At 38.9% G+C, this 24,986-nt stretch carries 26 protein-coding genes; all 26 read right to left on the bottom strand.

Features of this window, described 5'->3' with window-relative positions:
- Position 1 precedes the first annotated feature (1 nt).
- Entirely contained in the window at positions 2 to 541 is a 540-nt protein-coding gene (locus Q0110_RS15300) for a DUF4234 domain-containing protein (RefSeq protein ID WP_297908294.1), read from the bottom strand.
- A 25-nt stretch (positions 542 to 566) separates the two neighbouring features.
- A complete protein-coding gene (locus Q0110_RS18350; RefSeq protein WP_366139687.1) occupies positions 567 to 1,016 on the bottom strand; it encodes a PrsW family glutamic-type intramembrane protease in 450 nt (149 codons plus the stop codon).
- Positions 1,013 to 1,630: a hypothetical protein gene (locus Q0110_RS15295; RefSeq protein WP_297908291.1), complete on the bottom strand. Its 618-nt coding sequence runs from the start codon at positions 1,628 to 1,630 to the stop codon at positions 1,013 to 1,015. The genes Q0110_RS18350 and Q0110_RS15295 overlap by 4 nt, the downstream gene beginning before the upstream one ends.
- 394 nt (positions 1,631 to 2,024) lie before the next feature.
- Complete coding sequence (locus Q0110_RS15290; protein WP_297908288.1) at positions 2,025 to 2,501, bottom strand: hypothetical protein; 477 nt, start codon at positions 2,499 to 2,501, stop codon at positions 2,025 to 2,027.
- 312 nt (positions 2,502 to 2,813) lie between these two features.
- Entirely contained in the window at positions 2,814 to 3,566 is a 753-nt protein-coding gene (locus Q0110_RS15285; protein ID WP_297908286.1) for a hypothetical protein, read from the bottom strand.
- 3 nt (positions 3,567 to 3,569) lie between these two features.
- On the bottom strand, positions 3,570 to 4,400 hold the full coding sequence (locus Q0110_RS15280) for a hypothetical protein (protein WP_297908284.1): 831 nt from the start codon (positions 4,398 to 4,400) through the stop codon (positions 3,570 to 3,572).
- 16 nt (positions 4,401 to 4,416) lie between these two features.
- Positions 4,417 to 5,100, bottom strand: coding sequence for a hypothetical protein (locus Q0110_RS15275; RefSeq protein WP_297908281.1), 684 nt, complete (start codon positions 5,098 to 5,100; stop codon positions 4,417 to 4,419).
- Between the two features lie 4 nt (positions 5,101 to 5,104).
- On the bottom strand, positions 5,105 to 5,713 hold the full coding sequence (locus Q0110_RS15270) for a hypothetical protein (RefSeq protein ID WP_297908277.1): 609 nt from the start codon (positions 5,711 to 5,713) through the stop codon (positions 5,105 to 5,107).
- 12 nt (positions 5,714 to 5,725) lie between these two features.
- Complete coding sequence (locus Q0110_RS15265; RefSeq protein WP_297908274.1) at positions 5,726 to 6,274, bottom strand: hypothetical protein; 549 nt, start codon at positions 6,272 to 6,274, stop codon at positions 5,726 to 5,728.
- Between the two features lie 3 nt (positions 6,275 to 6,277).
- The gene (locus Q0110_RS15260; RefSeq protein WP_297908272.1) at positions 6,278 to 7,408 is read right to left on the bottom strand and encodes a ThiF family adenylyltransferase; all 1,131 of its coding nucleotides are present in this window, start codon (positions 7,406 to 7,408) and stop codon (positions 6,278 to 6,280) included.
- Between the two features lies 1 nt (position 7,409).
- Complete coding sequence (locus Q0110_RS15255) at positions 7,410 to 9,062, bottom strand: Ig-like domain-containing protein (protein WP_297908269.1); 1,653 nt, start codon at positions 9,060 to 9,062, stop codon at positions 7,410 to 7,412.
- A gap of 2 nt (positions 9,063 to 9,064) precedes the next feature.
- Positions 9,065 to 9,925 (bottom strand): hypothetical protein, encoded by an 861-nt coding sequence (locus Q0110_RS15250; protein ID WP_297908266.1) that lies wholly within the window; start codon positions 9,923 to 9,925, stop codon positions 9,065 to 9,067.
- Positions 9,909 to 11,402, bottom strand: coding sequence for an Hsp70 family protein (locus Q0110_RS15245; protein ID WP_297908262.1), 1,494 nt, complete (start codon positions 11,400 to 11,402; stop codon positions 9,909 to 9,911). The genes Q0110_RS15250 and Q0110_RS15245 overlap by 17 nt, the downstream gene beginning before the upstream one ends.
- Complete coding sequence (locus tag Q0110_RS15240; protein WP_297908259.1) at positions 11,399 to 13,024, bottom strand: dynamin family protein; 1,626 nt, start codon at positions 13,022 to 13,024, stop codon at positions 11,399 to 11,401. The genes Q0110_RS15245 and Q0110_RS15240 overlap by 4 nt, the downstream gene beginning before the upstream one ends.
- Positions 13,025 to 13,028: 4 nt before the next feature.
- Positions 13,029 to 14,837 (bottom strand): dynamin family protein, encoded by a 1,809-nt coding sequence (locus tag Q0110_RS15235; RefSeq protein ID WP_297908256.1) that lies wholly within the window; start codon positions 14,835 to 14,837, stop codon positions 13,029 to 13,031.
- A gap of 3 nt (positions 14,838 to 14,840) precedes the next feature.
- Positions 14,841 to 15,935 carry a C39 family peptidase gene (locus tag Q0110_RS15230; RefSeq protein ID WP_297908254.1) on the bottom strand — a complete coding sequence of 365 codons (1,095 nt, stop codon included), beginning with the start codon at positions 15,933 to 15,935 and terminating at the stop codon, positions 14,841 to 14,843.
- 307 nt (positions 15,936 to 16,242) lie between these two features.
- Entirely contained in the window at positions 16,243 to 17,442 is a 1,200-nt protein-coding gene (locus Q0110_RS15225) for a site-specific integrase (protein ID WP_297908251.1), read from the bottom strand.
- 18 nt (positions 17,443 to 17,460) lie between these two features.
- Complete coding sequence (locus Q0110_RS15220; protein WP_297908248.1) at positions 17,461 to 18,039, bottom strand: hypothetical protein; 579 nt, start codon at positions 18,037 to 18,039, stop codon at positions 17,461 to 17,463.
- Between the two features lie 9 nt (positions 18,040 to 18,048).
- Positions 18,049 to 19,263, bottom strand: a complete 1,215-nt coding sequence (locus Q0110_RS15215; protein ID WP_297908359.1) for a relaxase — start codon at positions 19,261 to 19,263, stop codon at positions 18,049 to 18,051.
- Positions 19,263 to 19,724 (bottom strand): metalloproteinase, encoded by a 462-nt coding sequence (locus tag Q0110_RS15210; protein WP_297908246.1) that lies wholly within the window; start codon positions 19,722 to 19,724, stop codon positions 19,263 to 19,265. The genes Q0110_RS15215 and Q0110_RS15210 overlap by 1 nt, the downstream gene beginning before the upstream one ends.
- 437 nt (positions 19,725 to 20,161) lie before the next feature.
- On the bottom strand, positions 20,162 to 20,635 hold the full coding sequence (locus Q0110_RS15205) for a hypothetical protein (RefSeq protein ID WP_297908243.1): 474 nt from the start codon (positions 20,633 to 20,635) through the stop codon (positions 20,162 to 20,164).
- A gap of 28 nt (positions 20,636 to 20,663) precedes the next feature.
- Entirely contained in the window at positions 20,664 to 20,906 is a 243-nt protein-coding gene (locus Q0110_RS15200) for a helix-turn-helix domain-containing protein (protein ID WP_008665042.1), read from the bottom strand.
- Positions 20,907 to 21,153: 247 nt separating this feature from the next.
- Positions 21,154 to 21,567 (bottom strand): hypothetical protein, encoded by a 414-nt coding sequence (locus Q0110_RS15195; RefSeq protein WP_297908239.1) that lies wholly within the window; start codon positions 21,565 to 21,567, stop codon positions 21,154 to 21,156.
- Positions 21,564 to 22,184, bottom strand: a complete 621-nt coding sequence (locus Q0110_RS15190; RefSeq protein ID WP_172501101.1) for a hypothetical protein — start codon at positions 22,182 to 22,184, stop codon at positions 21,564 to 21,566. The genes Q0110_RS15195 and Q0110_RS15190 overlap by 4 nt, the downstream gene beginning before the upstream one ends.
- A gap of 5 nt (positions 22,185 to 22,189) precedes the next feature.
- Positions 22,190 to 23,623, bottom strand: a complete 1,434-nt coding sequence (locus tag Q0110_RS15185) for an ATP-binding protein (RefSeq protein ID WP_297908235.1) — start codon at positions 23,621 to 23,623, stop codon at positions 22,190 to 22,192.
- 338 nt (positions 23,624 to 23,961) lie between these two features.
- Positions 23,962 to 24,846: a site-specific integrase gene (locus Q0110_RS15180; protein ID WP_297908232.1), complete on the bottom strand. Its 885-nt coding sequence runs from the start codon at positions 24,844 to 24,846 to the stop codon at positions 23,962 to 23,964.
- Between the last annotated feature and the right edge of the window lie 140 nt (positions 24,847 to 24,986).

The following is a 24,986-nucleotide window of genomic DNA, read 5'->3' as shown; positions in this document are numbered from 1 at the left end:
TTCATGCCTTGGTTACAAAGTCGTTAATCTCATTGTAAAGAGCATTAACTGCGTTATGTTGTTTTACGAGTAATGTAAGCACTATTATTCCAATGACAATAGATATAAGTGTGCCAAAATCACTTCCTGAAAATGCCATTACATATGAAAGTACAATATTTATTGTCTGTATCAGAAGATATGTGCTACCTGTTAACACCTTTGATTTACCGTGTCTTTCAAGATAGTTTGCTTCATGATTCAACCATTTATATGCCCAAACAATACCATATATACCTAATGTGATAATTGATAATCCGAGAGCTCCCCAAAAGCCTCTTGTGTGTTTACCATCCTCAACACAAGATATATTTGTTTCTTTTGCCATCGCCCATTGAACGACAATGCCATATATGCCCAATGTTATAATGCTTAGAAGATAAATCTTCCAAACTTTTCTTTCAAAAGGTAAGAACTGCACTTGATTGTTCTGAACTTGTCTAAAGAAGTAATCTTCACGAATAATTTCTCCGTACTCATTAATTCTAAATTTTTCACCCATAATAAAACGTTTTTAATATTAAAATTTAATCTGCTAATCTCGAATGGAAATCATATCTAATATTGAGATATACCATTAGTAATACAACTCCGATAATGACGACAGGTACTGTAGCCAATGCAAACGGAACATTAAAGCACAAATAATCATACAATCCATGAATCGTAGCGGGCACTAATATTGCTAATGTGTATAACGCGACTCTAAATCTTGGATATAAAAATGCGAATGCTACAAAATATGAAGCGATACCACACCATATTGCGTGCAAGAATGGCAAACTTGTTAACCTGGCAATGTTTGATAAATATGAGAAGACATATCCATCTGCGATGTCATTATCTAACAACATTTGAAAATTAGGTCCAAGCTGATAATTTACACCTTCATAAACGCCAAATGCTATACCCGACATTAAGCCATAGAAAACAGCTGTTTGTGGTTTGATGACACTCTTGGAAAAATATAATATCAAAAATATATTGGCAATACTTTTACAAATTCTTCTGGTACGCCTATTCCTATGATACAGGAGATTAGAGATATTAAAACATTTCCGGTATCGTATAAACCTTCAAATGGATTTAGCTTCCCGATATCCAACACAAAGAATATAAGGGTGGTGAAAATCTGAGTTGCGAAAAATAGAAAAATTGTCGTTTTGAGTTTTACTTGTTCCGTTTTGAATAAGTAATAAAAGAATAGTCCCCATATAATAGAAAAATATAACGCAATACAGTAGAATAGGACATAAGCATTAAAAAATGGAGCAATAGCTATTAAGCCTGATAATGTAAGTCCTACGAGAGACAAGATAAACAATTGTTTATCCTTTTTCCATGGCTCTTTGGTGAAAATAGAAGAGGGAAGTATTAACTCTTGTCCTATTTCCTTGATTTGAGAAAATATATTTCCTTTATGTTCTATAGAAACCTTCTTTCCATGCCTTTCCAAGAAGAATTCTACCGTTCTAAAACTATCCGGATATTCAATATTATATGCATAATCTCTTTTGAGAATCAGTCCGGAATGAACGAATTCTGCAATTTCATCTATATTGAAAGGACCTAAGATTGCATCCTCTTTCATTACTTCATACAATTTCATGTTTTTATCTTAAACTTAATAAATCTTTAAATTAATCTATTTCTCTCATTAGAGTCAGTTCATATAAAATTAATCAATTAATTGTCCTGCTCACGGCCATGGATGCTGTTACCTACTCTGGATTGATATAATAATTATTTGCAGAATCAATTTTAAATAACTGATGTTTAAATCCCATTATGTTTATCAACACATCTGCATCTGGTAGTACAAGATAAACGCGCACTGCTTCATTTCAACAACTCAGGATCTATTTCATACCATTGCTTCATTTATTTAGAACGTTCAACTAGTTCATTTTTGTTGAGTTGGGAACAAAATTATTCCAATCGCATTCCTATTACAGAATATTTCTCTTTTTTGTTTTTTCTTTCAATTAAAACTGCATTACCACCCAAATATGTAATTCCTTCTGAATCTTTAAAAAGGAACTTATTTTTGTATAGTTAAATAGACTAAAAAGTCCTTCGCTTTCACAAATAAAAGCTGGATAATCATGTGTTTGTAGTTGTTGGATTGAAACATATTTGGCCGATGTAATCCGATACTTTTGTGAATATAACCCAAGCAATCCCTTTTTGTCACAATATATTTTTATTGGGTTATTAGTATCCTCAATGGCTCTAATTCCAACAAAGGGCCAATACCCCTTGAAAAGTTTAATTCCCCAAAATATTAGTAAGCCAACCGCCCATCCATATATGGGAAATAAGCACAGTATGCAAAAAAACAGTTGCATAAATGACCACTTCCCCTTGTATTGCTTATAATCAAGCCATTTAATGCTATCCAAGGTCTTTCTATTAGAACGGGTTATAGATCCATCTTCATTTATCGAATATAATTCTCCCATATTGAATTTATTTTTTTAGACATAATAGTTACTCCAATCTTAATTCAAGTTCTCTATAACTTGTATAAACGCATGCTAATATTTCTTTGCATCTTTAACTATAGCTCCAAAAGTTACATCTCCATCATGATTAACTACAACAGCATAGTTCTTACTTCCAAAACTCCTAATTTTATCATATAATTTTAACATTTTGGGCTAAGTCTTGACTCAGAAGTTTATTTAATTCTTTATCAGTTGGAGTTCTTGAATTTGCTTTTCTGTATAGGGCTCAAGTATATCCCCATCCATTTTATATAACACTTTTACATACTAATATATTGTAAATGTTTTTGCTTTTAGACATACATTCTCATACCAAACCTCGATCCGATATGTTCCGCTGTGCCAATTTCCCTTTCTATCATTACCCCAACCGTTAAGAGTAAGAGTATTATTCCCCTTGCTTATATATTCATCGTGAGCTTGAGAGAATCCAGAAGGGGAAGAATCTCCTCTACTAAGATAACCGCTCGGAGTATACCATTTCACTTTAAAGGTTTTCGTTCCAGACTCTAATCCAATATACTCAATACGAGGCTCAAGGTACATCGTATTGTAATCATATATGCGTTCCCCATAATCGGTTTCGATATCTCCATCTTTGTATATATTTCCAATTTCAATATCAGTTATAATTAAAGGATAAGTGTTACTTACTCTGCTTTTGAGACTTGAAAGTTCTGATTTGGCGTTATCCCTTTCTTGCTCCAAACTACTAATTTGACTACGCATAGAAGTAGTCGCTTCCTCATACTTTTCTTTATACTCATAGCGTTCTTTACTAGCTCTAGAATAATTTTCATCAGCCTCTATATATGACACGCCCAAAATAACGGCTGCAATTGCAAATACTATTATAAAAAACAAATATCTGCCTTTACTACCACCTCCTGTCGTCATAATTTCTCCAGATAATGTACTAATACGTCCATTATCATCAATTTTGGCTAATTTGGCAATAGATCCGTCATCTTTAATTTCAAAGATAGTTCCATCTCCTGAAATTCTATATGTTTTATCCATAAATTACAATTTGATTGGTTCGATAGTTATGCTTGCAATAACATTTGCTGTATCGTTAGTTATGGGTTGTTTGTTTTCAATAAAACGACTAAATACAAATTTAAGCTGATACGCACTATTAGGGTAACGAGCATTAAAAGTTGCTGAAAATCTGTCCTTCCACCTTAGAAATCCCACTTTCTCTTTAATGACTACAGGTTCTTGGGTATCTGTAATTTTAAAATTATTTTTCTTTAATAATGCTATCCATTCATTATATGATAGCTTTGAAGAAAAACCGAATGCATTATACCATTGAATAGGCATATCATCACTCACCAAAAACATGATATCAGTAATAATTCCTTTGGCGTCAAAATGCCCACTAATATTATCTTTATAAAAATATCCATGAGTAACACCTCCGTCGCCAAAAGATCCATTAAGAATATCGATTAGTTCATCTGATGCGCCCGGAATGGAAGAAAATGCGGAAGGAAAGAAAGGTTTAATCCAATTTGAATTATAACCAAGTTTCTGTAAATCAGAGTGTGAAGTCACACCTAATTTTATTCCATTAATGGGAAATAATTTATCAATTAAAGCATCAATTGTGACTGTTGTATGACTTCTGCTCCTAAGTATATCTATAATGTCACAGATAGCTTGAGCTTTATCATATTCAACCTTTGAGACTGAATTATGATGTTGGGGTATGTTTGGCCTATCTTTTTCCGCATTCCTAATCGTTGAAATGTTTCCAGCATCATCAATTTTAGCCAATTTCGCAATAGAACCATCTTCTTTAATTTCAAAAATGGTACCATCATTTGATATTCGATAAGTCTTATTCATTCCGTTCTTAGCGTGTTTAGTATATCTTGAATGTTTTTGTTTTAAGACATGTGTTCTCATACCAAACCTCGATCCGATATGTTCCGCTGTGCCAATTTCCCTTTCTATCATTACCCCAACCGTTAAGAGTAAGAGTATTATTCCCCTTGCTTATATATTCATCGTGAGCTTGAGAGAATCCAGAAGGGGAAGAATCTCCTCTACTAAGATAACCGCTCGGAGTATACCATTTCACTTTAAAGGTTTTCGTTCCAGACTCTAATCCAATATACTCAATACGAGGCTCAAGGTACATCGTATTGTAATCATATATGCGTTCCCCATAATCGGTTTCGATATCTCCATCTTTGTATATATTTCCAATTTCAATATCTTTAATAATAATAGGATATAATTCTGCCACATCATTGATTACAGAATTGGCTTCTGATAGTTCTTTTCTTGTATCATAATACTTCCATCGATAATAACTCAAACTATCTGATGTCTGAATATATAAAACACCCAGTATGGCAGAGGTTATAATGAAAAGAATAATAAAGAACCAATACTTACCTTTACCACCTTGCTGCCTATTTATGTTCCCGTTTATGCTAGAAATATTTCCTTTCTCATCTATTCTAGCAATTTTAGAAATGGAACCATCTTCACGAATTTCGAAAATGGTTCCATCTTTTGATACTTTATAATCCGTATTCATCTTATTATATAGAGGATCCTATGCCAATTAATACTCCTAATCCAATAGATATACCCAATACCCATAAAATGGCTATTGCCCATTTGTGTTGTACTCTTTTAAATTCCGCTACACTTGACCAGGATTTGGCTTTCCATGCCCACTCATTGCCATTTATACCTAATGCAATACAGCCACCTAATGAGATTAAAGCCCCTACATATGGAATGAAGTTTACGATAATTAGCACTAAAGGCCAATATACACCATTGCAAACCCCCCAAATCCAATTAAAGAAAAATGCGCCCCAGTTCCAACCTTTGATTTCATTAGGAACTCCCCCTGAATAAGTTGATGTATAATGTGATTGATGTTGTTGAGTGGTAACTGGTGGCACTGGCGAAGTCATTGGCGTATCATATCTTGGACGGTTGATTGTACCATCTTCATTTACAGAAGCACCTAATTCTTTCTTCACCATATCGTCAAAATCAAATCGACCAGCGGGCAACCATTCATTCATACTTTCTTCTGTTACCAGGATATCATCCATCAACTGAAGATCTCTTACTTCTTTAGCAGAATAGGGACCATAAGTTTCCTCATCCATTTTTACATAAAATTTATACTCCATAATTCTTACATATTAATCATCCCATCCCCATATTAGTTTAAGAATCCAATATACTGCGACAATTGGTATTCCTACAAGGAAGTTTCCACCACCTGCATTAGCTATCGCAATTGCTATAGAAATACCGATAGCTAAAACTATAATTGTTCCAAGTACCTTAAAAAAGATTTTCCATCCTTCGCTACTTGCAGTATTATTAGAGTTTGATGAAGAGCTATTAGTTGAGTTTGAACTATTATTAGACGAAGTACTGCTAGAACTATTCGGCCTAACTATTTGTCCAAATTCATCCACATATGAGCCATTATGATTATTACTGGGGCTTATATTTCTTCTATGTATCTGCCCATATTCGTCTACATAATATGAATTTTCATTAGATTGACGTTCTGGAAAACAATATGATTTAAGTGGTGTAAAATTAGACTTCGTAGTTTTTTTAATTTCTATACCATTTAAGCTGTCCGCATCAAGTTCAAACAAACCCATATCCACCAACTCCTGATAGGTATAGGAGTCGGTGGATTGTTCTCCGTCTATACGAATATGGTATTGATTCATTTTTTACTGAGCTGGATTTGCGTATTCAACTTCAATACTTGTTGTTACTTGAAGCGGATATGAGAAAATCTCTGCCATTTCACCACCAATCTTAGGATTATTGGTATTACATATCAATGTATATTGAGAAAGGTGATGAATTAGACGCTGGGTATAATTCTCATTGTCTCTATTCAGTAGGTCGAGAATCATTTTAACACCAATAGTTGTTACGAAATTAATATCCGCAGAGATACCTGGTTCAAATGATCCCACTTCACCCATATATAAATGAGTATTAGCATTTACGCGCCCCGATGTGTCACCCAATGCAGCAACAAAATCTGAGTATGCTGGCATACCTTCCGGTAGGCAATAGAAGATTTCACCAGCAAATGCTCTTTCCCAAAAGCCGATAGAAACAAATGGCATCTTGTATGGCTTTGCAAGCATCGAATCTGCATACAAATCACCCTCGCGGTTATCAGCACAACCAATAATAATAGTGTTAGACCCACAGAATGGTTCTATTATATCTAAAGCTACTTCTTGAATCATTTTAGTTGAAGTTATCACTTCTGCACTTGGGTTGATTTGTAGAATACGTTCTTTTACTGCATTAACTTTATACTTACCAACATCCTGTATGCCACATTGGTGACGACAGATATTATGGTAACCCATAATATCCATGTCAATTAAGAAGAAACGACCAACACCAGCTCGTGCTAATTCCAATGCAACTAAACTACCTACAGAGCCACATCCAATAATGATGGCACCTTTCTTGAGCATAATGTCAGATTCAAGAATACCTGTGTTACGAGAGAAAATATCAATCTTCAGTTCAACAGGGGTAAGTTCACAGAGAACCCCCTCGTATGTTTTAAAAATTACCTTATCCTCTTCATAATATCCGATGAGTTTATCTTCTGCATTGGGCTGTTCCGGCTTAACGGCGTAAAAATGGCCCAATAATACGGGTTTTGTGCCACCCATTTCTGATGAAGGTTCCTTAGTGTCTATAACATTATAGTAATTGCTCTCTTCGTGATAATATCCCCACAATGGTAAATCCTCTTTAGCAATATTATTGGGGAAACAAACTGTCGGTATACGACGTTTTCCCTTCATGAATTTATTTGCGTCAATCATATTACTTTTTCTTTTCTTCAGTAATGGTTAATAATAATGTATCTTGTTTTATTCCATCGTATGATACTGTGATATTAGTAGTGCCAATTGCAACAGGTTTAACGACACCGTCAGGTGTGACTGTTGCAATTGATGGATTTTTTGATGCAAATCTGATAAGATCTTTATTTACAGAACCTTTTGTTGAAATTTCTACTTTCCAACTGCTATCTGTTAATTTTAGACTCGCAGTTCCAGAATTATTCCAACCTGGTATTCTTATTGTTACACCCTCTTGTTCCATAGACTTATCTATTGGCGTAACTGTTACCTCACATTCATAACTCTCTCCTGCGATGCTTGCAGAAATCTTAGCGGTACCAGCCTGTTTTGCTGTAACTTCTCCGTTTGCAACTATCACAATGGAACTATCTGTTGAAGTCCATTCTATTTCAGATATATCTTCTACTCCTTCTAATGTCAATACTCCCGTTTTATTAACTTCCAACGTAATTTTCTCATCAGATAATTTATACTTTGGCGTCTTTGACTTTTCTGATTTTGCTTTTATTTCAATCTGACATTCATCAACATCTTTATTATTGACATTTAATGTAATTTCAACATTACCTTCTTTCAACGCTCGTACTTTACCGTCTTTTTCAACAGTGGCGAGACGTTTATTCGATGATTTCCACCTTACCTTGTCTTTCTCTGTTACATGTTCTGTCGTTAGAATAGTATTATCTCCAACGTTCAATGTAATCTCATCTTCTGAGATACAAGGCTTCTTTTTGTCATCATCACTAACCCAAGAGATTACAGTTTCAACTCCTGACTTACACCAATCAATCGCCGTTTTGAAAGAAAATATAGAGGCAGTCACCAAGATCAAAGCGATCAAACTCATAATCTTGTTTTTTTTTAGAATGTTCCATATTCTCGTAAGGTCATTCATCCAAGAGGGATTTTCATCTTGAGGTTCAACATAACCTTCATCCTCACGATTAAGATTCCCTTGTATTGTATTGCGAATATCAAGTGGTTCTTCATTTATAGTACGATTACCGACACCTTCAGTTCTCACACTGCGAGACATTCTTGTATGAGAACGCTCAACGAAAGGGTTAAGGTTACTTCCTTCTCCATCATAATATCTCAATTGGAAATACTCTTCAGGGATGATGTCGTCACCAACTTCCACATCTATGCGTTCATAGTTTGGACGAGCATATTGACGTACTACATTTCTTGGATTTTCCATATGATACATGGTCAATCTAAATTGTGGGTCAATATTTACCAATCCTGAAATTACACCACTTGGGTTTTGTAATGCAAAAGTTGTATTTGTACCATCATCTGTTGATGAGAATACATCCATCGAACCAGGGTGTCTATGCCATAGTCCAAGTAGTTCAAGAGGTATCTTGTATTGATTTGCCACTGACTGTGCCAAATAGTTTACAAAAGCATCATCATATTCAAAATACGCTCTCTCAAATATACATTTAATGCCTGGAGGCAAAACCTCCATTACAATCCACACACCATTATCAAAGATATGTCCTAATAAGATTCCGCCAGTCTCGACAGGATCTTTGTCGAAGCTTTCTCTAATAATGGCATTATAAGCCTTATTAGAGAAAACCACCATTTGACATTTATTACTCATAATTAAATACCACCATGTCTGTTAAACGTCTCTTTTGAAAGGTCTCCTGTAAGAACCAACTCATAAGACATGAGCCATTTTACAGCCCAACCGAGTACAGAAGCAGCACTTGTTACTGTCGCACCAGTTGACACATTATCTGCTTCATTAGTACATAGGTAAAGATTATCTGATGAATCCCTCAACAAATGGAATGGTCTAAAACCACATCTGTTTATAAGATCATCTACATCAGGAAGAACAGGATAAACACGCACCGATGACCCCATCACTTGCTGAGGGTGATTGTTGTTATATACTGCCATTACAGTATATGTAAGACGCTCATTAAACTTAGTTTCATAGATGCCTGGAGTCAACTCTCCAATCCAATATAAGCGACCATCATCAAGTTTGTCTAGCGTAAAATGAGGGAAAGCCTTTGCCATTGCAATTTTTTCCATTTCCAATAACTCCGGATCTCTTTCATACCATTGATTAGCAGCCAATTTTCCTTTGGGAATACTAATGGTAGAGTCTGCGCCCTTATCATCTGTTACTGAACCATTGTTCTTGAGGGTAATTTTACCACCTTCAAGCAATTTCTTCTTCAAAGCTTCACGCTTAGCTTTCAAAGCGGCATCATCTTCTGCTAACTTACCTTTGGGGATACTAATGGTAGAGTCTGCGCCCTTATCATCTGTTACTGAACCATTGTTTTTGAGGGTAATTTTACCACCTTCAAGTAATTTCTTCTTCAAAGCTTCACGCTTAGCTTTTAATGCGGCATCGTCTTCTGCCAATCTTCCTTTTGGAATAAAAATCTTGTTGTTCATATTAAAACGTTTTATATTATGAGTACTATAATTATTCAAATCTTTCATCACTTGTATTATTTTCTACAATGGAATTGGTGATTTCTGCCCAATAAGGCAAATCGTATATCTGTTGGATAAAACTTTCATACCCATCGGTATCTAGTTTTTGTTGCATACATATTAGCAACTCAACCAACATATCAACGGCATCCTCTCCAATGATACCTACAATTGGTTGAAAAACTAAATTACCATTCTCTACTTGTAATCGATCCAAAAGAGTCTGATATATCTGAAGTAAATAGTTATAGGATTCTTCTCTTTCTGTTTGAGTATAGTCTTTATAAAAGAAGATTGCGGCCTTTAACCAATTTTTAGGTTCAGATGTACCTTGAAAATATGATAAGCCTTTTTCAAAATCATTATTTAATTCAGGTGGTATAACATTTTGTGTTTCTTTGTCTTTAATGTAGATTATGCCTCCTAAACTCACCGCAAATAAAGTATCTATAAAAATACCCTCTTCAGATTTATTTTGAATAATGGGGATTTGTGCATTTTGTCCTATAAGATATTGCTCAAATAATCTTTTCACGCATGGTATAGCACATGAACCTCCGATTAATAAAACTCGATTAATATCAGTCCATTGTTTTCCCGCAGAATGAATCAAAGCTTGACATTCTTGGAAAGTCTTCTCAAGTAGTGGAGATATTAATTCTTCAAACTCGCTACGCGTAATATCAAAAGTCTGCCCCTTTAATATTGGAATTGGATATGATACTGATTCGTTCTCAGACAATATTTCTTTAATGTTCCGACACATTTTACTCAATGCATCAATTTGAAGCATTCGCATATTATCATCATCACTATATTCAATAGTCATAGATGAATTAAAATGCTTATATAAAGCTGCATCAAAATACTTTCCACCACATTCAATTCCAGCCATATGACCTAAAATCTTATAGCCTTCTGAGAAATGCTGAATCAATGTGGGATCAAATGTTCCTCCGCCTAAATCATATACAAGAGAGATACTGCCTTGTTGCTGCTTTTGTATACTATTATAATATATTGCAGCAGCCTCAGACTCTCTTAGGAACTCTATTCTTTCGAATCCTACAATTTGAGCCGCTTCGCGCATTATATCAACTCTGGGATCTGCATCTGAATACGATGTCGGTATTGTTATAACAGTTGCGTTTATTGATTCCCCACCAATTGCATATTCTGCCGATTTTCGAATAGTTCTCAATATTTCAACAATAATATCTTTGTATGTTGTATTTAGATATGCAATTTTGTTTTCATGGATATCTAACTTGAAATTTTGAATAAAACGTTCAGGATCTTGACAACGCCAAGGCAACGCATCATTGCAAACCCTAATTGTCCCATTTTTATCTACATATGCAACTGTAGGGAATCCATACATATCATATAAACCTCCTAAAGGACGAACCTTTACGGGTTTATTATTCACAACAATTGATGCTGATGAATAACTATTTCCAAAATCTATAGATACCCAATTCATACGATTTCACAATAAATTTTTGTTTTCAAACCCAAAAGAAATTCTCTCGCATAATTTAATGTAGCTTCTGCATTTTGGGCTTCAGTATAAACACTTTCTACACGTTGTTGAAGTGCATTATATGATGATAATATCACTTTATATAAAGCTGCTTTATGCGGATCTATATCAGAATAAATATTATAACGTTTTCTCCAATACAATGACCTATTTCTGATTGTTTGAATCATTTCAGACACACTTGTTCCTACAGGTAGTTGTAGTCTCTCTATAGCAGAACCTCCATATTCACCACAAAGAGCTTTAAATTCATTCACTTCTATATCTTCGTAAATACTTGGATTTTCATAAATATCTGTCAAAAAACGCCATTCTTGAAATTCATGAATAGATAATAATGTAGTAGTAATTTCACGAGTAATAGATTTTATAACCTTATGCTCTGAATCACTATTACAGTATAGTGACGCTTGCTTACATGCTTCAATTACAGATACAATTGTATTCTGGCTCTTAATCAAAGCGGCACGATCTCCAAAATGAGCTATAATAGTTGACAATAATTTATCAAACCCACTTTTATCCTTTAATAGACCTTTTATTTCATCCAAATTATAATTAGGGTTCCTCCAAATCGCATCCACTAACAAGTAGATTCCGTATAGCCCAAATTTGTGATATAATGCTAATCTTTCTGCGATTGTTACATCTACTTTGTAATCTTCATCAATTAGCAGGTCAGGAGATGACAGCATTTCATATAAAGTGCATGCTTCTATTTTAGAGAGACTTTTAATAATATCAAAATCACTGTCCGTTATTGTAGATGATGATAGTCCTAATAATGAAGACACCGGCAAAATCGAAAATAACGATCGTTTAATTTCTGGATACTTATCATACAAGGTATGTTGAATGACTCGTTTTGCATCTGCCAATACATCATTCTGAGGATTCACCGATGTCCACATTGTATCAACCTTTGCTAACACACCTATTGCATTCAATGGTGTCAATGAAAAAGTATTTGAACCTATATTCTGAAAATCTTGTAATATACTAAAAGTGGATTCTGCAATGCTTTTTGTAAAAAGCATAATTACAGCATCCGGTTTAACTTCTTTTAAAAATGCAATAGTATTTTTAGAGTCAATTTCCGAAAGCGCATCTAGCCCTGGAGTGTCAATAATGTTTAATTTCTTAAGTATATTATCATTATATGAAACTTCAATATATCTTACCTGCTCTTTTAAAATGTTGTCATGCTGATGGGAAGTCCAATATGCCCAATCCTTATTTGGAACATATTTTATCTCCCCATTTTTAAACACGACCTTGATATCAGAATCGGAGGCTCCGTATTTGAGCCAACTGACATTGAAAGTTTCTTCCATTTGGCCTGTTCTAACAACTTCTTCCTTTCCTAATATTGCATTAACAAGCGTGGATTTAGAACTGCTTATTTTGCCTATTATAGCCAATTGCATGGGTTGAGACAAGCGTTCTAATGCCTCTTGTATTTTATCATATACAAGGGGGATTGAAACATTTTTGTTTACAAGGGTGTGTAAGCACCCTTGTAAACAAATCTTCAACTTATCAGTAACACATGTATCTTGCATAAACTTATTTCTCAAATGGATTTGTCAATAGTAATTCTGTTTGCTTCAAATGAGTTTCAACAAATTGAACTTGTCCTTCTATTGCTTCTAATTGTTTCGCGACTTCCTTTTTGTCATTTTCAATGCTCTTAATTGCATCTACTACATCTTGCATTTCTGTGACAATTTCGTTTGTCATACGCTCGATACTTTCAACAAGTGCCTCATTAAACTCATCATAGCGTTGCTGAACATAAGTTTTCAAATCATTCATTGCAATCGTTATCTGAGGACCAAGTTTGGATTTTAACTCATATACACGATTTGCGGTGTTAGCATCTTTACTTGATTTATAAACATATGCAGCCGCAGCCGCTAATCCACCTAAACCATATACCAATGGGCCACAGAATATAGAAAGAACTCCTGCAGCTAAACCAGCGACGCCTAAACCAGGAAGTGCTTGTCTTGTCATATTACAAGCTTTATCCGCAATACTTCTCTCGGCAGGAGTTAAATCTACATTAATCCTTTCTGTAAATCCTCCTTCAGATATTTGTATCTCTTCACCTAATAATTCATTCACTTCATTAAAGCCCGATTCAATTCGTAGGTCTACTTCTGCGGCAAGAGATTCCAATCCAAGGTTAATCTGTTGAAGCACCCAATTTCCACCATTCTCGCTTTTAGCTTCGGGACGTTTTAAGATACTATCAAGGCATTCTGTGGAAAATAGAATACTCTGTTTTGTTAATTCATTGATAACTTTTGTCTGTGAATTCTTGATAATATGAGTTATCTTTTTTCTAATCTCAGATGATGGATTCAAGACATTATCCTTCATTTGTTTAAGTTCGATTAAATGATTCTTAAACAATTCTTGCTCTTCTTCGTCTGGTTCTTTAAGTTGAGCAAACTGGTAGCTCAACATCTCTTTTATATTTGAGAGAGAGGCAATCAATCGCTGTTTTATTCCCTCAAGAATGAGTCTTTTATATTCAGGAACAGTGTTCTCAAGGATAGAATTAACAGTCTCACAATTAGATGAGACTCTCATCTTCTCGCTTTTGGACTTATTGTACATATTCCAATGAGCAGAAGATACCTGAACAACATCTATCTTTTGTTCATCAATAGCACAATACTGGGAAATCTTATTTTTAATATCTATGGTTATTTGTTCCAATTCTTCTTTTGTCTTCAAGTCACTCTTGTTAAGAATGATTTTGCACGATTTTGAATAAGGAACTATCTTATCTTTATAGAAATCCAATTCTGTTGACGAAAGAGGTTCGCCAGCATCTACAACAAAGAAAGTCACATCAGCTTTGGGCAGTACATATAAAGTCAAAAACAAATGTCTAGGATCAAGACCTCCAACTCCCGGAGTATCTATAAGAGAAAGTCCATTTTCTAATTTAGGAGATGGCAACTCAATAATGAGCATTGTTGTATTATCAACTTCAAGAGATGTACCTTTAGCATATTTTTCAATTGCATCAAAAGGGATATCTTCTGACTGCAAATTGTTAATATCACCATAAAGTCTAGTAACTTTGTACTCTTTTCCATATTTTATGACTGATACTACAGAAGTTGCAATTCCCGCATCCGTAGGACATAGTTCTTCACCTAAAAAGGCATTAATAAAAGATGATTTGCCTCTTTTAAACTCACCACAAACCAATACGGAAACTGAATCTGAAGAAACTGTCCCCATCATCTTTGACAACTGTTCTATATCACTTTCTTTATGGTGATTTTTAAGAACAGGTGTAATTTTCTTTAACAATGCGTTAAAGCGAACTATATTATCGTTTATTTGTTTATTCATAACCTAGGACATAAATGCAGAATAGAAATCAATATCATGAGTATCGCAAAAATCCAACATCATTTGTTGTTGTTGGCAATATGCTGCAGAATTATAATCACCAATACTATTAAAGTAATCAATAGAACCACTTAAGAAATCATTATAATCCATATTACTAATAGGATCAATGAAGTGCGTATCAGGACCTATCATCGGACACATTTCTGGATTTGCCATACAGAATGAATTAAAATCAATCTGACCAAATCCCATATCATATGTATTATGCATCATTTGTGTCGCAATATTCACATCGAGATAGTCATTGAATGCATAGCCAGAGAATATATCTCCGAATATAATGTCGTTATTTGCAACGCCCCAATATGCATCCATGAGAGATGATACAGGAAAATCATATGTTCCCATGCCATTCAATCCATAAACAGGTAATCCATAACTTAAATCATTGAATATCTGAAAGTCTGTATAATCCATACCTGCAACAGAATCTATGTGTCCTGTATCATAGTTGAAATTTTGCATTCCATTAACAACATCTGGCACCGCAATATCTGTGGAAACCATATAGCAACTTGCATCTGACCAGGCATCCATAAATTGATCTAAAGGATAGGCTTTGTGATAATCGCCATTACCCGGGTCGGTTACTATAACTTGTACATTATTGGGATCAGATGTATCAATTCCACTTACAATTAATGCGTGATCCGGTGTGTCTCCCTTAAAGAAATCATTATACCAAGCACTAAATTTGTTTCCCCAGAGTTCCCCAGAGTCTACGCCAACAATCACTTTGTGCCCTTGCGACAATTCACTTACAAGGTTAAATACATTTGCATTAGCTTGGCGCGTACATGGAATATTAGCATCTTCAAGCAAATTACCTACATCCTGCATGGTAGTACCTGAACCATTACCTTGATACCAACCCTTTTCATAGGAATACTGCACTAATTGATCTTCCGTAGCAGGAATACCAAATTCATTCAATATAATTTGCTGTGACTTAATAGCACAAGTATCAGCATAAGTTTGCTGATATGGATTAACAGCATCACCAACTAATCCATTAGCTTCGAATATATCTGCCATAACTTATATTTTTTTATTCTTCTATAAAGAATCATTTAGACTGCAAAATCTTTCGCAACCCTAAGATTTCTTCTTATTCATTTTGTCCGTTTCTCCACAAGAAACGGACATATCAAAATAAACCATTGATAATACGGACAATATAAAACCTAATAAACCTTATTTGCGTGATGAAAAATCTGTTTGTAAGCAACCCTCGAAAGATTTATCAGTCCTAATGATATGCTATTCAGGATTTTTATGTACTTTTGTATTCAACATCCGTTTCTTGTGGAGAAACGGATGTTTTTGCTTAACATTATCGTCTTTATAAATCCCTAATAACCATATCATTTGCACGATCAATAACTGTGGTGTCAATTGACGCAAGATATATCTGTGTAGTACTTACAGAGTCGTGACCCAGCGCATCCGATATGACATTGACCGGAACATTCTTGGACTTGGCAATTGTAGCCCATGCGTGCCGCGTTACATACGTTGTAAGGGGAATCGGTAACTTGATGATCTCAGCGATGGTTTTGAGTGCATTGTTGATACGGCGCAATGCCGCTTCATATTGTTTCCGTTCACCAATACCCGGCCTGGAGATTATAGGAAGCAAATAGGGGGATTCACTGATAGAGTAACGGTCAATCAAATCCTGGATAGGCTTCACAACCTTTATGTGAAGGTACTGGTTGGTCTTGTGACGGCGATAACTTATCACTTCGTTCCTGACATCCATTTTCTTCAGGAACGCCGCGTCTATGAATGACATACCGCGACAAAGGAAAAGGAACATGAAAATGTCACGTGCAAATTCGAGATTTGGTTTTGAAGAAAGTTCCAGATTGTTTATGCGTTTGATGTCACTGATTGAAATGGCCCGTTTAAGAGTTTTCTCCACACCGGTGAATACCGAACGGAAAGGCTTGCGGTCCTGGACGAGTTCCTGTTCCACGGCACGGTTATAGACAGCACGCAGAATCCGCATATAAAAGGAGATGGAGTTGGGCTTGACACCTGTGGAGATGAGATAAGCCTGATAATCCTCTATCAGAAAATGGTCAATGGATTCGATAAATACATCCTCATTATTCCAGAATCTTTTGAAGCTGCCCAATGCGGCACGATAGTTATTGGCGGTCCCAGTATGATTCAACTGCCTGAGCCGCAGAATCACTCCCTCCATGTAAGAGAAAAAGGTATCCGATTGGGAAAGTCTCTGGAACTCTGCGACAATCTCATCCGAAGTGTATTCGGCGTACTGATTATCAAACCGGTTTATAACCTGATTCAGCTTCTCTATATCTCTGCGTATTCCTTGAATGATAGGCCGGATGATACCAATACGTTCATTGTCACAGCAAATGACTTTTGATTGTTTCTCACCCCATTCAAAAGGAAAGATTTTATAACCGGTAGTAATCTGTCTTACCGTCCGGCGGTGAGTTACAAGATATACAATACTTCCCGGCCGGTCTTTGACCGTTGACGGACGGAACTTTACTTTGATTGTAGTCATACATTTTATATAATTGGTTTACTGATTTAATTTATGGCAAACAAGAATGACCGCCACTATACAGAAAAACAATGCAGCCGCCGTGTACACGACAAGTTTTCCCAGCAGGTCACTATGGATAAAGTATTCGTTGGCGACCATGGTGCAAGCAAAAAATGAGGTCAATATGATTATCGCCATGACTATGCACCAAAAAGTTGCCGGGGTAAGGAATATGCGGCTCGTATCCCTATGAATGTCATTCTCCACCCTCTCACGCTCCTTGCGGATTTTTGTGACGGCATGGTCTGCTATGCCGTGCAGTTCGTCTTGTAACGCTTTCTTATCTTCATCGGTCAGTCTGACAGGCAGGGCGGTTTTCAAAAGTTCAAGCAGGTTGAGTATGGTTTCGGAAAGCACTCTAGATTTCTCGACAAGGTTGCATAGTTGGTTGTAAGCCCTGCCGATTTCCGGTTTGAGGTCTCGGAACTCGTTTGCCAACGCATTATTACGCTGCTCAAGACGCTGGTGACGCAGGATTTCTTTATTATCATTTTCATCTTGCGGAACATCGCCTTGTATCATATCATTACTGTAATCGAATTTCTTGTTTGCCATAAGTCTTTGCTATCGTCTGATTGATGATTTCGGTTTCTTTCCAAATTTCTTAATGGCTGCACGGGCACACCTCCGGGCACGTTCCATTTCATCCTCGTCTTCATTCCGTCCCCAAGGCAAGTCGTTGGAAGTGCCGCCTCCGCTACCGGACGGAACAGCCGGAACGCTCATCATGCCGACAAACAAGGCCACTGCATAGTCGGCCAGTTCTTTATGATTCACCGTTTCACGGTATTCGAACTCGTCATCGAATAGTTGCATGACATTATCGGGGATATAGAACTTGTAATCCTTGCCATCATGTGTAAGCCCATATCTTGATGTTCCCTCACGCCATATGGAATAATCTATAACAGGTTTGTCGCAAACTGTTTCAGGTTTTGCTTCAGGAGTTGTTGCAGCCAGTGTCTTGAGCTTGTTGCCATTCTGATTTAACTCTGTTACAGACTGGTTGTGCAGTTTGTTCCATGTCGCTTCAATCTTCGAAACCATCAGGTTACGGTCTTTGCCGAGTTCCGAAGCCTTGTAGATGACATCCCCGACACCGACCGTATAACCGCGCAATACACATTTCTTGTCCCGCCGTTCTTCGAGTGTGTAGCCTTTTGCCCGTATCTTTGCGACATAATCGTCCCATGACCATGACGGCATTGAACGTAAAACTTCCATAAGTCCTGCTGCAACTTCATCGGCATTCGTCCTGCGGATGTCCATTGCCGTAGTCCAACCTCTCTTTCGGGCCACACACTCCGCCGCATACTGTGCGCGTAAATGTATGTTGTGGTCATTGTTGGTTCTGCCTTCCTTATCCTTGCGGCAGACTGCGGCGTGTAGATGGGGGATGCCACTCTTTGATTCCAAGTGCAGCCACACGCTGTATATACTTCCGGAAAGGTTTGTCTTGTGGGAATAGATTTCACCTTGCCTGTTCCTAAACTCTATACAGTCATACTCCCGGATAAAGTCATTCCATAGCTTTTCCCAGTCTTTCATGGTAAAGTGTTCCGTATGCTCCTTTGCCGGACTGATTTCAATGCGGATAACGTTCTTGCCTTTCGGTGCATGGGCTTTCATCATGTCCCATATGCCTTGCGCATCAAGTCTGCATGGAAGCAAGTTATCCTTGACGTGGTATATCAGTTCGGGATGCTTCTTATTCCTCGACTCTCCTGTGATGTACCGGATGTCGTTTATCCCGTGACTGATGGATTTTGCCTTACCTATTAACTATTCTTCTGTTTCTGTTGTTCTTGTATTTGGGGAGTTTCCGGAATCCAGTTCGGTGAAAAATGGCTGTCAATCAACTTTGTAACCACTTCCGCTGTCCTACCGAGCAGTTGCAATGCACCGACCATCCACGTCTGGTTGCGGAACATCGCACGTCGTTCCTCCTGCGGCATGGCGTTGAGCATGGACGTGTATCTGGCGTAATCGCTCCGTGCCATGATGAGTTCGTCACGTACTGCCTCCTGTCTTGGGGTCAGTCGCGCTTTGGGTCTATAATTGTACGACCGTGCCAGCACATAGTCGCTGAGGGTCATGCCGCACTTGTCGGCCAACCTTCCGATATGTTCCCGTTGCGTTCTGCTGACACGGAACGAGATAGTAGAGTTCCGTCTTTCGTGTTTGGTTTCGGTATTTTGGGCATCTTCTGTATGCTGTGATATATCCTGTTCTGTATTCATAAAAAAGTGATTAAAGTGATACAATAGGCTTATTACGGTGCGAGCCTGCGAGCGGCGTTCCCCATTGTCACTGTCGGACAATGGCAAGAGTGCCGTGTATGGAATGACCGTCAGGGAGTGTAATACACCGGCATATCTTGTAATAGGATGCCATTCCCTGCTTCCCCAATACGGTTCACCCTGCCGGATGGATGTCCACAAATACCTTACGGAATCTGTCGGCTGTGTATAAAAGGATGGGGGGTGCAACAAATGGTTTCGGCATTGTTGTCGGTTATCCCTACAAGCCGTTGCAGCTTCTGCCGCTGTTCCTTGTCGGGGCTGCCGACATCTTTGCAGGGAAACGACATCGGAGTATCGGACATTTCTGTTCCCCTTATTTCGCAAAAGTTCACAGAGGGTGGTTCTTGACTGCCGACACTCCGATTGCCTTGTTGTCAACTCCTGCCCGCAGTAGTGGGAGGTTGTGATTGCAAGTGTTGTCGTGCATCCTCCACGGCCTTGAAGTCCGATGAGATTTTCATCAGTGTGACACTGACACGGCATAGCTGGCCGATGTTGACGAACTCCTTGACGGCTTCCATCAGCTTCTGCGCACGTTCCTGCCGGTGTCTCATTACAGTTTCATTGCTTGTTCCGTTTTCCTTTATAAGCCCGTGGTTGAGAAAGCGGTTTACGGCAAGCTGGTCGGTTGCCTCAATCGTTTCGGTATCACCCTTGCCGGTGGCATAACCGACCATCACACGGATGGAGTCCGCCTCGTAAGGCGTGCAGCGTCGGAGAAAATCCAGAATGGTCTGCGCTTTCGCTCCGATGGCGGAGCGTGTCGTCTTTGTCTTGGTTTCCTTGTTTGTGGAATCCTGCGGTACGGCATTCCTGATGCCTGTACCGGTCATGTTTGAATCGTTCATACTGTTTCTGTTTTTATAAGTGGATAAATCATTTGTCCTTCTCACGGTTTGCCAGATACCGTGAAGTCTCGCTGTCTATCTCGTCCTGCGACTTTACCCTTACCCGTTTCAGCCAGGCATCAAGGTCTTCCTTTGCGAAGAAGCACAGCTTGCCTCCCGGCTTGTAGTAAGGGATTGCGCGGCGCATCATCATCTTGTAGAGATAGCTCGGTTTCACTCCGAGATACCGGGCCGCTTCGGTGGTGGTCATTAAGTTGCGTTCATTCTCCATGTCACTTGTCCTTTTATTGTTTCAACTGTCTTTCAAATCCTGTCACAACGGTGTGGAACACATTGGCATTTAGCCTTTTGTTGCCTTCCGTTTCGTTTGCAAAGTTACTTTGGACTCAAAAGGGGACAATGTGGGGCGAATGGGGAAAGTGCATAAAAGCGGCAGTGCGCCATACTGCTGGCATTCAACAGTATGGCGCACTGCCATGATGGGAAAATGTTATCTCAAATGGGGGACTGGCGGGCAGTTACGGGGTGTTTCTAAACCTTCTCGCGTTTTCGATAGCCTTGTCAACGGATTTGCGGTATTCACGGTTCTCTTCTGTCGTACCCTTGCCGCATACATCACTGCGGTGCTTGTCGTAGTATGACTTGGATATGCCGCAGCGTTTCAGAAACTCTTCTGCCCAAAGTTTGCCACGCTCATGCGGCCTGATGGTCTGCGAGACGGAAAACACCATGTAGCAGACACGCAGGTTCTCTTTCGGGCGCACGGCAACAGCCCGTGATGTGGGTTTCAGGTTCATGAAGTTCACGAAGTCGCTGCCCGACACGTACTCGAACTGACAGTCGTTGCACACCTCGTAGATGAACAGGCACAGGGCGAGGTCAACGGTGTCCATCCATGCGGATGTCTCCTGCAACAGGTCTGTCCGGGTCATGGCTCGTCCTCCTTCATGCGGCTGATGTCGGCAATGATACTTTCTGCGATACCTTTCAGGCGTTCCACCAGAACGTCAAGGAACATCGGCTTGAAACAGTACACATAGAAATACCGGTCACGCTCCTGCTGCCACTCGTTATATAAGAGGTTCACGCGCGCATGAGCCTTGTCATATTCTGTTTTTGCCGTATCGCATTCCGCATCAAGTGACTTGTATTCGTCGGACTCCAGCGGCAGGAAGTCCAGCCGGTTGCTCACCGCAGAATAGTTCTGCCACAAAATTGTGGCGGTTTCCTTGGCTTCTTCGTATCTACGCTCAAACGGCCTGAGGTGTTCTTCAAAAAACGCTTTGAAATCCACGGTCTGCAATACCGACCTGTCAAGCGACAGGTATCTGTCCGTTTCCGAAATAAGGGAGGATGAAAGTTCCGACAGTTGTCCGGGATTCTCCTTTGCCAAGAGGGTGGCCCCACCTACAAGGCTGTTTGTATCGCTGAAATCACGATAGAACAGGGATAATGTCAAAGCCTGGGCAAAAGAGAAATCGTCTTGCCTACAAGTGGTGAGAAGTGTGTTTACCTCACTCAGCCGTTGTATAATTTGCTGTATCATCATAATTGTCAGGAATTGAAAAGGTCATCCATTGTCACCTCGCTGTGGACGATGCTCTTGTGCTTGCCATTGGCAACGCCATAAGTGGTTATAAATGTATGTACTAATGATTTTTTATTCGCGGTCAAATATTTGAATAAGCCCATTCTTTCTCGAAGTTTTTTCTCGTAGTCTTGGGAGATATGATAAACTCCTTCCGAGAATTTCATTTCGCAAAGATGAATCATACGGTCCGCACGTTCAATAATCATATCTATTTGCGCTCCCGGAGTCTGTTCTTTCTCGTTTGGTTTGCAATGCCATGTGGAAACCGATGTGGCCATTCCCGATATGCCCAATGCTTTTTTTATCTGGTTGTGATGCCGCAGGCAGACAAGCTCGAAACTTACCCCCATCCATGACGTGACGCTTTGCGAATCAAAGTTATTGCTCCACCATTGTTCATCCTTGGTGTTGTTCGATTTGATAAACTTATAATAAAACAAAGTGTAGAAGTCCGTAAGACGAAGTATTTCCTGCCGTTTCTTGTTGCCATATTGAGACCATCTTTCGATAAAGTCACAACGCTCAAGATTTTTAAGTACACGGGTCAACTTACCTCCTTCCAGTTTGATTTCCTTTGCGATTTCCTGAAATGTCAATCCCGACTTATGCGCACTCAACACCTTGACGGTATCAATATAGTAATCCGCATTTGAGAACAAGGCGTTGTACAGTTCATCAAATTCTATCCGCAATTTGCCATCGGGTCTGAAACAGAGAAGGTCGATGTTCTGCATCAGGCTCTTTTCCGGTGCCAGTATGCTATAATAATAAGGTACTCCGCCTAACAGCATATAAGATTGCAATATCTGATACCTGTCCCAGAACATCCCTCGATTTTCCAGATATTTCTCCGTTTCACGCAACGTAAAAGGTGCAAGATGCAGTTGGCATGTGACCCGGGCATGAAGTCCGCCCTTGTTTCCAACCAATTTGTCCCTCATCCAAGAAGTGGCAGAACCTGTGGCAATCATCATCACATTTTCGCGGCTCATCGCCCAGCCATTCCAGAAATTTTCCAATGCAACTACGAAATTGGAGCGGCCTGAATCCATCCACGGCATTTCATCAATGAACACAATTCTCTTCCTGTCCGCAGGCAGATGCTCCAGATAATCCTGCAATGCGTCAAAAGCATCAAACCAGTCTGAAAAGTGGTAGCTTGAAATGCCGGAATACTCTTTGAGGACTTTGGCGAACCTCCGCAACTGGTTTTTGGTTGTCAGCCCACGTACCCCGACAAACCAGAAGTCGAAGTGCTTTTCAAAATATTGCTCTATAAGGAATGTCTTGCCTATGCGACGACGGCCATATACTATGATAAGTTCCGAACGGTCTGATTCCAGACAGCGTTCGAGTTCACCACATTCATATTCACGGCCTATGAGTTTTTCTGTCATATTTCTTTGTTTTGTTGCAAAGTTAACGGTTATATTTGATTCAACCAATTATTTTGCCCGCAAACAAGACTTTATCATGCGTATTTATCCACAAGAAGTCCAATGAAAGGGCAAAATCTGTATAAAAGACCACTCAATAGACTTTATGTTTATTTTCAGGGCAGATAAAGTCAATCGTACAGAGCCGTTCTTATATGACAGAAGGATTGGAGCGGAACATACTATTTAAGACAAAAAATGAGCTGAATACAGACCTAAAACAGCAAACGTGATGTTAATCAGGTCTATTTTCGGACTAAAATAGTTTGTCCAATGCCGAAGTTATTCATTGCATTTTATCAGTCAGATTCCATCTGCTCGAACATTTTGTCAACTATATTGACAGCCTCAATCTTCTTGCTGTCAACGATTTTCGCGTATATCTGCGTAGTGCGCACGTCGGCATGTCCCATCAGCTTGCAGGTCGTATAAAGGTCAGCCCCCACGGTCATCATCATCGTTCCGAAGGTATGGCGGCTTGTGTGGTAGGTGATTTTCTTGTCAATACCGGCCTTCTCCACCCATTGTTTGAGGATTTTGTTGGTGGTCGGGCGTGACGGAAGTTCCGCGAAAACAAACGTCTCGTCACTGTCGTCCGCTTTCCGTTCAGGCAGCCACTTGACTGCATTTTGCGAGAGCGGCGTATAAATGGGGGTGGATGTCTTCTGTTGCACGGTGGCAATCATATACCTGCCGTCATTGCATATAATGTCTTTCCAGCAAAGGGTTTCCATGTCGCTCAGGCGCAGTCCGCAATAGCAAGAGAACAAGTAGGCTTGTTTTACTGTTCTGTTACGGCATTCGGTGGCTATAAGGAGCTTCACTTCCTCGATGGCAAGGAACTGGCGTTTTGATTCCGGTTTCTTTACACGTTCCGAAGCCGAGAGCAGCATGAACGGATTTTCACCCAGCCATTCCGCACGGACAGCGGCATTCAGAGCAATGGAGAGTTGGGAGATATAGGCCACGACTGTTCCCTGTTCCAGCAGTTTTTCCTGTCTGCCTTTATAAGTGTGTTGGAGCCAATCAATGAAACCGAGTGCCCACTTCTTGTCAATGTCGCCCATCCGGGTACTTTTGCCGTATTGGTTGATGACCTTTATAATGCTTCTCAATTTGTCGATACGCTTGATACCCTTGCGCTCCTGGTTGGAATAGAATTTTTCCAGCCAGTCCGCCAACATCAGTTTCTGCCATGCAGACTTGTTCCTGATTCCGGCTCTGGAATTTGTAATCTCGATGATGCGCTGCGACTTTATGGTCTCGACAGCCTCACGGGTGGCGCGGTTCTGCTCCCTGACCCTCGCGTTGACTTCCGGCAGGT

The sequence above is a fragment of the uncultured Parabacteroides sp. genome, assembly GCF_947855115.1.
Taxonomy (GTDB): domain Bacteria; phylum Bacteroidota; class Bacteroidia; order Bacteroidales; family Tannerellaceae; genus Parabacteroides.
This window is presented reverse-complemented; position numbering and strand designations above follow the sequence as displayed.